The following is a 14,035-nucleotide window of genomic DNA, read 5'->3' as shown; positions in this document are numbered from 1 at the left end:
CGCTCGGGGCCGGCGCGGTGGGGCTCGCCGTCATCCGCGCCGATGCGCCGCCGCCGCCCGAGCCGAAGGTCTCGGCCGAGGTGGTGGACAAGGAGGGCCGCCTGCTGCGCCCCTTCGCCTTGCCGGACGGTCGCTGGCGGCTGGCGGCGTCGGCAACGGACGTGGACCCGCGCCTCGTCGCCATGATCCTCGCCTATGAGGACCGGCGCTTCCGCGACCATATGGGCGTCGATGCCATTGCCCTGCTGCGTGCGGCCGGGCAGGCGGCCGGGTCCCTGCGCGTCGTCTCCGGCGGCTCGACCCTGACCATGCAGGTGGCGCGCCTCACCCTGCCGCCCCGCGCCCGCACGCTGGACGCCAAACTCGCCCAGATGCGCCGCGCGCTGGAGCTGGAGGCGCGGCTCTCCAAGGACGAGATCCTCTCGCTCTATCTCACCCTCGCCCCCTATGGCGGCAACATCGAGGGGGTGCGCGCAGCCTCCCTGACCTATCTCGGCAAGGAGCCGCGCCGGCTCACGCTCGGCGAGGCGGCGCTGCTGGTGGCGCTGCCGCAATCGCCCGAGACGCGCCGGCCGGACCGTTATCCCTCCCGTGCCAAGGCGGCCCGCGACCGGGTGCTGGACCGCCTCGCCGCACAGGGCCTCATCGCGCCGGACGAGGTGCGCGTCGCCAAGGCGGAGGCCGTGCCCACGGCCCGCCGGCCGTTGCCGCAGATCGCGCCGCACCTCTCCGAGGAGATGGCGGCCGAGCGGCCGGACCTTCCCCGCCACCTCTCCACCCTCGATGCCCCCTTGCAGGAGCGGCTGGAGGAACTGGTGCGCGAGCGCACCCGCACGCTGGGGCGCGGGCTCTCCGCCGCCATCGTGGTGATGGACAATGACAGTGCCGAGGTGCGCGCCTATGTGGCCGCCGCCGACTATTTCGACAAGGATCGCGCCGGCGCCGTGGACCTCGCCCGCGCCGTGCGCTCGCCGGGCTCCACGCTGAAGCCCTTCATCTATGCCCTCGCCTTCGAGGACGGCATCGCCCATCCCGAGACATTGATCGAGGACCGGCCCGCCCGCTTCGGCGCGTGGCGGCCGGAGAATTTCGACCGCACCTTCCAGGGCACCCTCTCCGTGCGCAAGGCGCTGCAACTGTCGCTGAACGTGCCGGCCGTGCGGCTGCTGGAAGCGGTGGGGCCGCAGCGCCTCGCGAGCCGCATGCAGCAGGCGGGCGGGCGGCTGGAACTGCCCCCCGGCGCCGCGCCGGCCCTGCCCATGGGGCTCGGCGGCGTGGGCATCCGCCTCATCGATATCACCACCCTCTATGCCGCGCTGGCGCGGGGCGGGGAGGCCCATGCCCCGGTTTTCCGTCGCGGCGACGGGGCGGTGGCGGCGCCGCGCAAGGCCCGGCTCGTGGACGAGGTGGCCGCCTGGTATGTGGGCCAGTGCCTGCTCGGCACGCCGGCGCCGGAGAATGCTTTGGGCGGGCGCATCGCCTTCAAGACCGGCACCTCCTATGGCTATCGCGACAGCTGGGCGGTGGGCTTCGACGGGCGGCGCACGGTGGGCGTCTGGGTCGGCCGGCCGGACGGGCAGGCGGTGCCGGACCTCACCGGCCGCGCGGCGGCGGCGCCTTTGCTGTTCGACGCCTTCGCGCGCATCGTCCGCACCCCCGCGACCCTCGCGGCCGCCCCGCGCGGGGCGGTGATGGCCGGCAATGCGCGGCTGCCTCCGCCGCAGCGGCATTTCGGCCGGGTGCGTCAGGAGCAGGCGCTGGAGGTGGTCTATCCCCCCGACGGCGCCCGCGTCGCGGCAGAGGGGGCGGAGACGCTGGCGCTGAAGGTCGACGGCGGCACCTTCCCCCTGACCCTGCTCATGGACGGCCGCCCGGTGGCGCGGGTAGAGGACCGCCGCACCTTGTTCTGGACCCCGCCCGGCCGCGGCTTCGCCCGCCTCACCGTCATCGATGCGGATGGCCGCAGCGACAGCGTGACGGTGAAGGTGGAGTGAGCAAAAGAAAACCCGCTGCCTTGCGGCAGCGGGTGGAGGGCACTGGGAGGAAACGCGGAAGACAGGAACTTGAGACCGGCCGCCGCGAAACCGCGCGGCCGGGCCTTCAGGAATTCTCAGAAGCCGCGGGCAACGGCCTGGGTGATGCGCTGACGGTCGAGGCCCATCTCGGCGAGCTCGCTGTTGGAGCGGCGCGAGAGGTACTCATAGCGCTCCGACATGGCGCGGGCTTCGGCGACGGCGTCGAGGAAGTCGCACACCGCATTGCCGATGCGACCGAAGAAGCCGGTTTCGCGGGGAGCATGTGCAGTGATCGTGACCATTTTCGCCTCCATTTGATGAAGGCAAGATAGGCCATCCGCGTGCGATGCAATATAGCGGATTGTGCATGGCACCATTGCGTATGTCGTATACCACGAGGCCGGCCGGTCGCAGGGGTGTCGTCCCACCCCGGACAGGCCCGACAGAAACGGGCCTGTGAATGGCGCGAAACGGGAGTTGAACCCGGCGATCGAATTGCGTATAGAGCCCACCTGCCTCGGCAGACCCACCCGCCCCGCTCCTGCGCCGGCCGGGTGTTGGGGGATAGTTCAACGGTAGAACCGCGGACTCTGACTCCGTTAATCCTGGTTCGAATCCAGGTCCCCCAGCCAAATCAAGCTTCCATCCCAGATACAGACGCCGCCCGCATCGTGATGTCGGGTGTTGAAGCGCGTCGGCGGGTCCGGCTTCATCGGCCATTGCGCCGCACCTGACGCCTTGGGAGCTTGCCGCTGCCCTCGCCGGTCCACCGATTCTCCAGATGTTCTTTCCGAGCTCGTGAACATGCGCGCCGCGGGTGCCAAGTCCGACGCCAAGGACGAAAAAATGGGGCCTTGGCGCATCTCGGTCTCCGGGTACGCTTCTGCGAAGCGTACCCGTCGCCCGTTTAGAGGAGCCGTCTCACCCCGCCAGATGCGCGATCAGCAGGCGGGCGAGCGCTTCCGGCTGCTCCACGCAGGGGATGTGCGAGGCGTCGGCGATCACCTCCAGCCGTGCGCCGGGGATGGCCGCCCTCATGGCCTCGGCAGAGGCGGGGGAGGTGGCGGGGTCCTTGTCGCCCACGACGACCAGCGTCGGTGCGGAGATGGTGCCGGCGGAGGCGGTGAGGTCGGCGTCGCGCACGGCCATGGCGCAGCCCACGTAGCCCTCCAAAGTGGTGCGGGCCACCATGTTGACGTAGCCGCGGACGATGTGGGGCACGCGTTCGCGGAAGCCGTCGGTGAACCAGCGGGCCATCACGCCGGGGGCGATGGCGGCGAGGCCGTCGCGGCGGATGCCGGCGAGGCGCTCGTTCCACACCGAGGCGGGGCCGATTTGCATGGCGGTGTCGCACAGAACGAGCCGGTCCACCCGCGCCGGCGCATGGGCCGCCAGATGCTGGGCCACCATGCCGCCGATGGAGAGGCCGCAGACATGCGCCTTCTCGATGCCCAGCGCGTCGAGCAGCCCCAGTGAATCCCCGGCGAGGGCGGCGATGGAATAGCCGGTGTTCTCGTCGGGCAGCGGTGCGGCGTCGGAGAGGCCGTGGCCGCGCATGTCGTAGCGCAGCACGCGGAAGCGGGCGGTGAGCGCCGGCATCACCGCGTCCCACACGAGGAAACTGGTGCCGAGCGAATTGGCGAGCAGCAGGACCGGCGCCCCCTCCGCCCCTTCGAGCGCGTAATGGGTGGTGCGGCCGTCGACGGCGATAAAGGGCATCCGGGTCTCCTGTGGAAGATCACACGGTGGCGATGGGGGTGACGGGAGAGCCCACGGCGCCGGGCAGGCGCAGGGGAGGGGCGGTGAGCAGGAAGCGGCTGCGCCCGGCGGCGCGCAGGTCAGCGGCGAGATCGGCGAGCCACCACAATTCGCCCAGCGGTACGCCCAGCCGGAACAGGCAGTGGTGGTGCAGCGGCATGGCCGCCTGGGTCGTGGCGGCGAGGCGCTTCGCCGGCAGATGCTCCACCGCATAATTATCGGCGACGAGGGCCGAGATGCGGCTGTCCGAGATCCATTGCAGAAGGCGCGCGTCGCGGCCGTCGAGGGCGGCGCAGCTCTTGCCGAGGACCGCGCCGTCCGGGGTGCCGTTCATCTCCATGACGACCTGGGTGAAGCCGGTATAGAGGCAGAGGATGTCCCCCTCTTCCACCGTCACGGCCTGCGCGTCCATGGCGCGCATGAGATCGTCATAGCCGACGAGGTGGCGCTCCCGGCCGAACAGGGAGAAGAGGTCCACCAGCACGCCGCGGCCCTGCACGCCGTGGACGGCGGCATTGTGGATGCCCAGCCGGTGCGCGCCGGAGGCGATGCCGCGCGCCTCGGCGTCGCGCGGGCCGACGATGTCGGCGCCGGCACGGAAGCCGTTGTAATAGACCGGCTCGGGCCGGCCGTCCCCGCTCACGTCGAACAGCGCCCCCACATGGGCGAAGCTGTCCCACTGGGTGGAGTATTGCAGGCAGATCTCCACCTTGTCGTCGCTCACCACGTCCACGAGGCTGGCGTCTTCCGCGCAGAGCGTGGCGTTGAAGCGCGGCGCCTCCGCCGTGCCGGTGGGCGTCAGCACGGGCGGGACGCGGCGCGGGTTCAGCACGTTGCCGCCGGGCCGGTCGAGGGGCAGGCTGAGGCAGAAGGTGCGGCCCTCCTTCACCTCGGCGACGGCGGCGCGCACCTTGTCCGGGGTGATGAGGTTCAGGCGGCCGAGTTCGTCGTCCGGGCCGAAATCGCCCCAGGTGGAGCCTTCCGGCCGGCGGGCCCAGCGGGGATTGGACGGCATGGACGTCTCCGTTTGGGTGAAGCCCGGGCGGCGCCGGAGCGAAGGTGCCGCTGCGCTCAGACCGCGCCCTTGCCCACCGTGATGCCGCCGCAGACCGGCAGCGTCTGGCCGGTGATAAAGCCGGCCTCGTCCGAGAGGAAGAACGAAACCGCCTTCGCCACATCCTCCGGCGTGCCCATGCGGCCGACGGGGATGGCCTCTACGATGGCGCGGGTGCGCGGCGCGTCGGGCGGATTGGCGGCGGTGAAGAGGGGGGTGGCGATGGGGCCGGGCGCGACCGCGTTCACCGTGATGCCATCCTTGCCCAGTTCCAGCGCCCAGGTGCGGGTGGCGCCGAGCAGACCCGCCTTGCTGGCGGCATAGGCGGTGCGCAGCTCCTTGCCGTAGGCGGCGCGGCTCGACACGTTGACGATGCGCCCGAAATGCGCCGCCCGCATGCCCGCGAGAAGCGCCTGTGTGGCCTGGATGGCGACGCCGAGATTGAGCCGCATGACGGCGGCGAAATCCGCGCCGGTGGTGTCGTCGAGGCTGGCGGGCCGCACCATGCCGACGTTGTTCACGAGGCGGGTTATGGGGCCGTGCGCGAGGGCCTCCGCAAGGGCGGCGGCGGTCGCCGCCTCGTCCATGAGATTGACGGGAACGAAGCGGGCGTCGAGGTCGGCGGGGGGCGGCTCACGGTCCAGCACCACCACGGCGCGGCCGGCAGCCAGCTCCTGCCGCGCCACCGCGAGGCCGATGCCGCCTGCGCCGCCGGTGACGAGGGTGCGCGGGCTCATTTCGTCTCCGGCAGGTAGCAGACGCCGTCCACATAGGCCTTGCGCCAGCGCTGGATCTGGACGCGCTCGAACAGGCCGGCGGTGAAGAAGGGGTCCGATGCGATGAAGGCTTCCGCCTCCGCCCGCGTCTCCAGCGCCACCACATAGAGCCCGCCGCCGGCGGCGTTGCCGTCATCGTCCAGCTTGGCGCCGCAGGCGAGCAGCAGGTGCTTGTGCGCGTCGAGGAAGGCGAGGTGGGTGTCGCGCACCTGCGTGCGCAGGTCCAGCGTGCCGGGCTTGTCGAAGGTCTCGATCATGTAGGGCATGCGGCGGTCCTTCGGGCGCGGCTTCAGATGGCGGAGGGGTGGCGCGCCAGCGGCGTCACCTTGATGTCCATGAAGGGGAAGAGGGGCAGCGAGGAGAGGAGCGTGTGCAGTTCGTCCACGCTCTCAACGTCGAAGATGGAGACGTTGGCGTAGCGCCCGGCGATGCGCCAGAGGTGCACCCACTTGCCCTGCCGCTGGAGGTCCTGCGCATAGGCCTTCTCCGCCGCCTTGATGGCGTCCGCCTTCTCGGCCGGGAAGTCGTGGGGAATGTTCACCTGCATCTCGACATGGAACAGCATGGTCTTCGCCTTCTGGACGGCACAAAGCTGAGGAAAGACCTCGGGCGCCCGCGCTGCAAGTGCGCGCAGGCGCCCGAGGGCGCGCCGGAACCGGGGAGGAGACGGCCCGGCGCGCGCGAGACTACTTCTTCACCAGCGGGCAGGTGCTCTCGCTGAGCGGCTGGAAGGCTTCGTCGCCCGGGATCACGCGGACGATCTCGTAATAGTCCCAGGGGCCCTTGGACTCCTTCGGGGACTTCACCTTGGCGAGATACATGTCGTGCACCATGCGGCCATCGGGACGGATCTTGCCGTTCTTGGCGAACATGTCGTCGATGGGCAGCTCGCGCATCTTGGCGATCACCTTCTCGCCCTCGTCCGTGCCGGCCGCCTCGGCGGCCTTCAGATAGTGCAGCACGGAGGAATAGACGCCGGCATGCACCATGGTGGGCATCTTGCCCTTCATGCGTTCGGCGAAGCGCTTGGAGAAGGCACGGGTCTTCTCGTCCGTGTCCCAGTAGAAGCCGGTGGTCAGCACCATGCCCTGGGCGGCGTCGAGGCCCACCGAGTGGATGTCGGTGAGGAACAGCAGCAGCGCCGCGAGCGTCTGGCCGCCCTGGGTGATGCCGAATTCGCGCGCCTGCTTGATGGTGTTGATGGTGTCGGAGCCTGCGTTCGCCATGGCGATGATCTTGGCGCCGGAGGCCTGCGCCTGGAGCAGATAGGACGAGACGTCGGAGGTGCCGAACGGATGGGCCACCGCGCCCTTCACCGTGCCGCCCTTCTCCTTCACGATCTTGGCCACCTGGTTCTCCAGGTCGTGACCGAAGGTGTAGTCGGCGGTGATGAAGTACCAGGTCTTGAAGCCTTCGCTCACCAGCGCGTTGCCGGTGCCGGCGGCCAGCGAATAGACGTCATAGGTCCAGTGCAGGCCGGTGGGCGAGCAGGCCTTGTTGGTCAGCGACATGGACGCCGCGCCGGAATTGATGTCGACCTTGCCCTTCTCCTTGGCCACCTCGCGCACCGCGAGCGCCGCCACGGAGCCGTTGATGTCGAAGATGGCATCCACGTCCTGCGTGTCATACCACTTGCGGGCGGTGGCGGAGGCGATGTCCGCCTTGTTCTGGTGGTCGGCGGAAACCAGCTCCACCGGCTTGCCGTTGATGGGCTTGCCGAAGTCCTCGATGGCCATCTTCGCGGCTTCCACCGAGCCCGCGCCGGCGAGGTCCGAATAGGCCCCCGACATGTCGGTCAGCACGCCGATCTTCACGCCGCCGCCGGCATACTGGGCGGCCGCGGGGGCGACCATCATGGCGCTGGCGAGGAGCGCGGCTGCGAAGGGCACCGCGAGGGCCTTGGTCTTCATGTTTCCTCCTGAGGGTGAAAGGGCGCGCTGGTCAGGGCGTCCGGATGGCGAGGCGCGACGGGGCTCCCACGGGATTTGGCGGGCCAAAGGAACCCGAGGTGCCGGATGGCAGGAGTTGGGCGTCATCGCGAATGAGGGCTTTCGCCACGGTGTGCATCCGGATCAGAATTTGTGCGAATAGCGAACTTTTATGCGGCAATTCGTACGGCGCGCGCGCCTCCAGCGTCAAGCAGATTCCATGCTGCACCTGCTAACGAAGGCTTGGATTTTGAATGATTCCTGTTCTGGTGTCTGGCGTCTCGGCGATCGCACCGATCGTTCCGGATGGGAGCCTGCCGAGCGTGCTTGCCTTCCAATTTTGTTCGCATTACGAACTAATGATGTCGTCTACGCACGGAAGGGGCGCGTCATGACCGAAGGCCGGAGCGGTCCCGTCACCCTCGTGGGCGGCGGCAGCATGGGGGTGGGCTGGGCCATCGTGTTCGCCCGGTCGGGGCTCGATGTGCGGGTGCACGACGCCTCCGCGGATGTGCGCCGTGGGGTTTTGCCCGCCGTGGCCGAGCGCCTCGCCGCGCTCGCGGCCCATGGTCTCCTCGACGAAGCGCCACGGGCGGTGATGGCCCGGGTGAGGGTGGTCGATACCCTCGCCGATGCGCTCGACGGCGCCATCCATGTGCAAGAGAGCGTGCCGGAACGGCTCGACCTGAAGAGGGGGCTGTTCCGCGCGATGGATGAGATGGCGCCGCCCGACGCGGTGCTGGCCAGCTCCACCTCCTCGCTCCCGGCCTCGGAATTCGCGGAGGATCTTCCCGGGCGGGCGCGCTGCCTCGTCGCCCACCCGGCCAATCCTCCCCATCTTCTTCCCATCGTCGAGATCGTGCCGGCGCCCTTCACCGATCCTGCCGCCGCCGAACGCACCCGCGTGCTCATGGCGCGCGCCGGGCAGGTGCCGGTGGTGCTGAAGCGCGAGGTCAACGGCTTCATCTACAATCGCCTGCAGGGCGCCGTGTTGCGCGAAGCCTACTGGATGCTGGAACAGGGCATCGCCGACGTGGCCGACATCGACCGGGTGATGACGTCCGGCCTGGGGCTTCGGTGGTCCATCGTCGGGCCGTTCGAGACGTCGGATCTCAATTATCGCGGCGGCCTCGCCGAGCACGCCCGCCGCATGGGCGAGCGCTACCGGCAGATGGGGGCCGAGCGCGGCCAGCCGGAAGGGTGGAGCGAGGCCCTCGTCGCCCGCGCCACGGCCGAGCGGCGGGCGCTGCTGCCGCTGGAGGACTGGGAGGCCCGCGTCGCCTGGCGCGACGAGCGCCTGATGGCGGCCCGCGGGGCGGAACACAAGGCGGCTGGGCAGGCCAACGTCGCCCCCTATAATGCGCCGGCGGGATCGACCGCCGCCGGCGGGGAGGGCGCATGACGACGGGCGAGGTGCTGGAGCGCGCCGGGGCGGGCGAGGACAAGGACTATGTCCAGTCCCTCGTGCGCGGTCTGGAGGTGATCCGCGCCTTCAGCCAGTACAAGCCCCGCATGACGCTCAGCGAGGTGGCCCAGCACACCGGCCTGACCCGCGCCGCGGCCCGCCGCTTCCTGCTCACTCTGGTGCGCGAAGGATATGCGGAGACGGACGGCAAGCTCTTCGCCTTGCGCCCCAAGGTGCTGGAGCTGGGCTTCGCCTACCTGTCCTCGCTGCCCATGTGGGAGGTGGCGCAGCCGGTCATGCGCGACGTGGTGAACACGCTGCAGGAATCCTGCTCCCTCTCGGTGCTGGACGGGGACGACATCGTCTATGTGGCCCGCGTGCCCACGGCGCGGGTGATGACCATCGGCCTGTCCATCGGCTCGCGCCTGCCGGCCTTCTGCAGTTCCATGGGCCGGGTGCTGCTCGCCGGCCTGCCCCCCGCCGAACTCGCGGTGTTCTACGACCGGGTTCGGATCGAGAAGCGCACGCCCCGGACGGTCGCCACCATGGTGGCCCTGAAGGAGGCGGTGGAGAATGCGCGCCGGCAGGGCTGGGCGCTGGTGGACCAGGAGCTGGAACTCGGCCTGCGCTCCATCGCCGTGCCCGTGCGCAACCGGCGCGGCGAGGTGCTGGCGGCGCTCAACGTCTCCACCCATGAGGGCCGCTCCTCCATCGAGGCGATGCGGAGCCAGTTCCTGCCGGTGCTGCTCGACGCCGCCCAGCGCATCTCGGCCGCCCTGTCGCAGTAGGGTACTGTCGCAATAGCCGGCCCCGGGGCCTCAGCGCGCCCCGATGGACTGCATGACGTGCTTGACCAGCGCGCGCTCGGAGCCGACGCCGGCCTTGCGGTACATGCGCAGCCGGCAGTTCTTGATGGTGCCCTTGCTGAGGCTCAGTTTCTGGGCGATCTCGCCGGTGGTCTGCCCGTTCATCAGCAGCAGCAGGATCTCGCGCTCGCGCGGCGTGAAGATGCCGAGGGCGTCCTCCAGCAGGCGGTCGGGATCGTCCTCGACCCCGCGCTGCGGCGCATCGAGCACATACATGCGTCCGCCCGGCGCGAGCGGGAAGTCGCGGTCGAAGACCTCCACCTTCACGGTCAGCGGGCCTGCCGCATGGATCGTCCCGCCCGGCGCCACGCGCAGGGCCTCCACCGCGTCGCCAAGGGCAGGCGCGCGCCGGACGGCGTCGCGCCAGGCGTCATTGGCGAAGACATCCACGCCGAAGCGGTCCTCGATGAGGGTGGGGCGGGTGATGAAACCCTCCACCTGCGTCCCGCGCGGGTTCCGCAGGTCGTTGAACAGGGCGCCGAGGTGGGAGCGGTGGAAGCCCTCCAGCATGGGGAAGATCAGCCGCGCCCGCTCGATGTCGGTGGGCGAGAAGCGCCCGGTCTCCCGCTCCAGGAACAGGCCGAAGCAGCAATGGCCGACGGTGGAGAAGAACATGCCCAGCTCGTCCGAGATGCTGGCCAGCGTCTGGAACACCTTGTGGTACATGTCCCACGAGCGGCCGGGCGAGCCCACGTCGTTCAGCATCAGCACGCCGGGACTGCCGTTCTTTCTCCAGTATTCGGAGAAGGGGTCCACCGACGAATAGAGGTTGGTGTAATAGGCGACCACGTCGCTCGCCACGTCCTTGGTGTAGAGCACATCCGGCGGCGCCACGCGCGAATAGCGGATGATCCAGCAGGCATCGTGGTTGATGGCGGCGCCGGCGAGTTCCACCAGTTCCCGGTGGAAGCGGTCCGAGCCGATCACGCGGGCCACCTCGCCCACGCGCGCGAACCATTCCGGGCTGTTCAGACGCACGGCGCTGTAGCGGGCAGGTTTGGCAGCGGGCCGGGGTTGATCGGCGTCGACCATCGCAACATGCCCCAACGGATTCGCCACGCGCGAAATTCTTGTTGCGGCGAATAAAGCCCAAGCTTCGGTGCTTGGCAATTCTGGGGCGCGCGCGAAGGGACCATCGTGGGACTCGCTTCAGAAAAATGGGGCCGGCCGAAACCGGCCCCAAGGAGTAGGGCCGGAGAGCGCGATTGGGACGGAACGCTCTCCGGCGAGCGCCCAGGGGGGAAGCTCCTCGGAGGAAGCCCGGAGAGAACCCTGGGGCACGACGGCCTGAGGTGGCTAAGGTTTCAGGCCGTACGTTCTTCAAGCGGGTGGGTGCGCAGGCGCAGCGGGTCGTAGAAGGGCGTCTTCACCACCCGCGCCGCGAACGTGCCGTCGGCACCGCGGACCTCCAGCTCGGTGCCGCAGGCGGCGAGGTCCGGCGTCACATGCGCGAGGGCGAGGGAGCGCATGAGGTAGCGGCTGTAGGCGGTGGAGTTCACGAGCCCCACTTCCTTGCCGTCCCGGAACAGCTTGGCGCCGGGTTCCACGGCGGCGTGGTGGTCGATCTCGACCCCCACCTGCGCCACCCGCTCCTGCCCCTTGCGGCGCACCAGCGCGTCGCGGCCGCGGAAGGCGGGCTTGGACAGGTCCACCGTCCAGCCGAGGCCCACCTCCCACGGGGTGGTGTCGCCCTGCGGCATGTCGTAGGGGAAGAACAGGAGGCCGCCCTCCACCCGCACCACGTCGAGGCAGGACCAGGAGACCGGCATGGCCCCGACCGGCTTTCCGGCCGCGAGGATGGCGTCCCACAGGGCGACCGCATCCGCCGCCGCGCAGAACACCTCGTAGCCCCGCTCGGCGGAATAGCCGCCCCGGGCGATGGACACCGGACGTCCGAACAGCGTCGTCCGCTGGTGCCCGAAATAGGGCAGGGTCTCCAGCGCGAACGGGGTGTTCGGGTTGAGGATGTCGAGCGCCTTCGGCCCCTGCAGGGACATGATGTGGACGTCGTTGTCCTTGGTGAAGGTCACGTCCCGGCCCGCCGCGACGCCGGGCAGGATGTCCTCCAGCGAGCCGCCGCCGTGGGAGATGCGATAGGCGTCCGGCCCATCGCAATAGATCAGCACGTCGTCGATGAGCGAGCCGTTTTCGTCCACCACGCTGGTGAGCGAGGAGGCGCCGGGCGCGATCTTCGAGATGTCCGAGGTGCACATCTCGTTCAGCACGGCGAGCGCTTCCTTGCCCGCCACGTCGATCATGCGCAGCGCGGAGACGTCGAACAGGCCGGCGGCGGTGCGCACCGCGATGACCTCGTCATAGGTGTCGGTGGCGTAGTTCTGCGGCACCGGCATGTCGTTCCAGGAAGCCTCGAAGGCGGTGCCGAGCGCGCGGTGGCGGTCGGACAGCGCGGAGAGGCGCGAGAAGGCGGAAAGTCCCTGTGTCATCCTGCATGTTCCTTGCGGATCAGAGGTGGAAGAAGAGGTCGGAGAGGATCACCACCGCGATGCCGGCGATGAGCGCGAGGTAGGGCAGGATGCCGGCGCGCTTCTGGGTCTTCGTCCCGTCGCCGACCTGCAGGTCCTCGAAGGTCTCGTGCGGGAACTTGCCGCCGTCCTGCACATAGTGCCGGAAGATGAAGACCGGGATGATGAGGGCAGCGGTGATGAGCCCCGCCCACAGCGCCACCGGGTTCCACACCTTGGCGCCCGCGCCCATGAAGACCGCATTGGCGAAGGCGAACACGGTGCCGAGCACGAGGAGGAAGGTGGGGGCCTTGTACGGCCGCGCCACATGCCCGGAATCGATGCGGTGGATCCAGCCCGAATTGAGGTTCAGGAAGTTGAAGATGATGTAGCCGACATTGGCCACCGCCAGCACGAAGAAGAAGCTGGTGGCATCGGCGCAGGCGATGGCGAGCAGGACGAGGTTGAACCACAGGTCCGTCCACATGGCCCGCGTGGGCGCGCCGTGCTCGTTCACATGGCCGAGGAAGCGCGGCAGCCAGCCGTCCACGGCGCCCTGGTAGAGGGTGCGCGAGGAGCCCGCCATGGCCGTCATGATGGACAGCATCAGGGCGAGGATCATGAGCATCACGAGGGCGCTCTCGACGATCTTGCCGCCGCCCACCATGTGCGCCAGCGCCTGGGCGACGCCCGAGCCGTCCACGATGGCGGGGTCCAGCATGCCGGTCAGTCCCAGCGCGCCCTGGAAGGTGAAGGGCACGAGGATGAACAGCGCGAGGCACAGGAGGCCCGAGTAGAAGATGGCCTTGAAGGTGTCCTTCTCGGGATTGCGGAACTCGCTGGTGTAGCAGACGGCTGTCTCGAAGCCGTAGGTGGACCAGGCGGCGATGAACAGGCCGCCGAGCACCAGCGTCCAGCCCGGGATGTTCCAACTGCCGGGATCGGCCGCGCCGGCGGCGGCGAGCGGCACCAGCGGCGAGAAATTCCCCCAGTCCACCTTGCCAGTGAGGATCGGCACAAGGCCGACGATGATCATGGGGATGATGACCGAGAGGCCGATCCACTTCTGCACGCTGGCGGTGCCCATGATGCCCCGGTGCTGGATGGCGAACACCACCAGCATCAGCGTCGCGCCCACGAAGAAGGAGGCATTCAGCGAGAAGGAGACGGGGCCGATGGCGTGGGAGAACAGCGTCCAGTCGCGCACCGCCGGCGTCAGCGCCGCGACGGCCGCCGCGGCCTTCTCGGCATCGGTGCCGGTGAGGGTCGTGGCATGGGCGGCGATCCACTGCGCCACCTCCGCGCTGTTCACCGCCGGGATGGGGGCGAAGGCGTTGAGGATGTAGGCGGCGGCGATGGTGCAGCCGAGCGAGAGCACCGGGCTCCAGGCGAACCAGTTGCACCACACCGAGAGTGGCGCCACCAGCTTCACGTAGCGCACCCAGGCGGCCGCGCCATAGATGGAGGCGCCGCCCGACTTGTTCGGGAACAGGCCGGCGATCTCGGCATAGATGAAGGACTGGATGAAGCCCATGCCGATGGAGATGGCCCAGACGAGGAAGGAGAGCGTGCCGGTGGTGCCGGCGATGCCGCCGATGGAGAAGAGCACGAGCGCGGGCACGCCGCTCGCCACCCAGAAGGCTCCGGTCCAGCTGATGGAGCGGTGCAGTTTCCCGTCACCCTCCGTTGTCGCGTGAATGTTGGTTATCGTCGTCACGGTGTCCTCCCTTGCCCGGTGCTTCGGGGCGACGGCATGCGTGCCCGGCCCGGA

13 protein-coding genes and 1 tRNA gene are annotated in these 14,035 nt (G+C 69.5%); 4 read left to right on the top strand and 10 right to left on the bottom strand.

Annotation, left to right across the window (positions count from 1 at the left end):
• The coding region (gene pbpC, locus ACE3QW_RS24040; protein WP_374254531.1) for a penicillin-binding protein 1C at positions 1-1,994 on the top strand (1,994 nt) is incomplete at its 5' end.
• 116 nt (positions 1,995-2,110) lie between these two features.
• Here the strand turns inward: pbpC and ACE3QW_RS24035 are convergent.
• Positions 2,111-2,317: a hypothetical protein gene (locus ACE3QW_RS24035; protein ID WP_024277617.1), complete on the bottom strand. Its 207-nt coding sequence runs from the start codon at positions 2,315-2,317 to the stop codon at positions 2,111-2,113.
• 256 nt (positions 2,318-2,573) lie between these two features.
• Here ACE3QW_RS24035 and ACE3QW_RS24030 point away from each other — a divergent pair.
• Positions 2,574-2,647: transfer RNA gene (locus ACE3QW_RS24030), tRNA-Gln, on the top strand.
• A gap of 289 nt (positions 2,648-2,936) precedes the next feature.
• Here ACE3QW_RS24030 and pcaD read toward each other — a convergent pair.
• From pcaD to ACE3QW_RS24000, 6 genes are all read right to left on the bottom strand, one after another.
• Positions 2,937-3,734, bottom strand: coding sequence for a 3-oxoadipate enol-lactonase (gene pcaD / locus ACE3QW_RS24025; protein ID WP_374254529.1), 798 nt, complete (start codon positions 3,732-3,734; stop codon positions 2,937-2,939).
• A gap of 19 nt (positions 3,735-3,753) precedes the next feature.
• Positions 3,754-4,788 (bottom strand): cyclase family protein, encoded by a 1,035-nt coding sequence (locus ACE3QW_RS24020; RefSeq protein WP_374254527.1) that lies wholly within the window; start codon positions 4,786-4,788, stop codon positions 3,754-3,756.
• 56 nt (positions 4,789-4,844) lie between these two features.
• Positions 4,845-5,564 (bottom strand): SDR family oxidoreductase, encoded by a 720-nt coding sequence (locus tag ACE3QW_RS24015; RefSeq protein ID WP_374254525.1) that lies wholly within the window; start codon positions 5,562-5,564, stop codon positions 4,845-4,847.
• Positions 5,561-5,869 (bottom strand): YciI family protein, encoded by a 309-nt coding sequence (locus ACE3QW_RS24010; RefSeq protein ID WP_250166456.1) that lies wholly within the window; start codon positions 5,867-5,869, stop codon positions 5,561-5,563. The genes ACE3QW_RS24015 and ACE3QW_RS24010 overlap by 4 nt, the downstream gene beginning before the upstream one ends.
• A gap of 23 nt (positions 5,870-5,892) precedes the next feature.
• Positions 5,893-6,168: a muconolactone Delta-isomerase gene (catC, locus tag ACE3QW_RS24005; protein ID WP_024277638.1), complete on the bottom strand. Its 276-nt coding sequence runs from the start codon at positions 6,166-6,168 to the stop codon at positions 5,893-5,895.
• Between the two features lie 121 nt (positions 6,169-6,289).
• Positions 6,290-7,513 (bottom strand): ABC transporter substrate-binding protein, encoded by a 1,224-nt coding sequence (locus ACE3QW_RS24000; RefSeq protein WP_374254522.1) that lies wholly within the window; start codon positions 7,511-7,513, stop codon positions 6,290-6,292.
• 409 nt (positions 7,514-7,922) lie between these two features.
• Between ACE3QW_RS24000 and ACE3QW_RS23995 the strand changes: the two genes are divergently transcribed.
• Positions 7,923-8,933 (top strand): 3-hydroxyacyl-CoA dehydrogenase, encoded by a 1,011-nt coding sequence (locus ACE3QW_RS23995; protein WP_374254520.1) that lies wholly within the window; start codon positions 7,923-7,925, stop codon positions 8,931-8,933.
• Positions 8,930-9,724 carry an IclR family transcriptional regulator gene (locus ACE3QW_RS23990; protein WP_051679036.1) on the top strand — a complete coding sequence of 265 codons (795 nt, stop codon included), beginning with the start codon at positions 8,930-8,932 and terminating at the stop codon, positions 9,722-9,724. The genes ACE3QW_RS23995 and ACE3QW_RS23990 overlap by 4 nt, the downstream gene beginning before the upstream one ends.
• A 30-nt stretch (positions 9,725-9,754) precedes the next feature.
• On the opposite strand, the gene ACE3QW_RS23985 is transcribed toward ACE3QW_RS23990, so the two are convergent.
• The 3 genes from ACE3QW_RS23985 to ACE3QW_RS23975 all read right to left on the bottom strand — a co-directional run bounded on the left by ACE3QW_RS23985 (position 9,755) and on the right by ACE3QW_RS23975 (position 13,981).
• Positions 9,755-10,834 (bottom strand): LuxR C-terminal-related transcriptional regulator, encoded by a 1,080-nt coding sequence (locus ACE3QW_RS23985; protein ID WP_374254518.1) that lies wholly within the window; start codon positions 10,832-10,834, stop codon positions 9,755-9,757.
• A gap of 272 nt (positions 10,835-11,106) precedes the next feature.
• On the bottom strand, positions 11,107-12,246 hold the full coding sequence (locus ACE3QW_RS23980) for an aminomethyltransferase family protein (RefSeq protein ID WP_374254516.1): 1,140 nt from the start codon (positions 12,244-12,246) through the stop codon (positions 11,107-11,109).
• A gap of 19 nt (positions 12,247-12,265) precedes the next feature.
• The gene (locus ACE3QW_RS23975; RefSeq protein WP_029557242.1) at positions 12,266-13,981 is read right to left on the bottom strand and encodes an APC family permease; all 1,716 of its coding nucleotides are present in this window, start codon (positions 13,979-13,981) and stop codon (positions 12,266-12,268) included.
• Positions 13,982-14,035: the final 54 nt, after the last annotated feature.

It is taken from the genome of Xanthobacter sp. (assembly GCF_041911315.1).
In the GTDB taxonomy this organism is placed as follows: Bacteria; Pseudomonadota; Alphaproteobacteria; order Rhizobiales; family Xanthobacteraceae; genus Xanthobacter; species Xanthobacter aminoxidans.
Note: the sequence above shows the minus strand (reverse complement) of the source record. Positions and strands in the feature narration are given on the sequence as shown.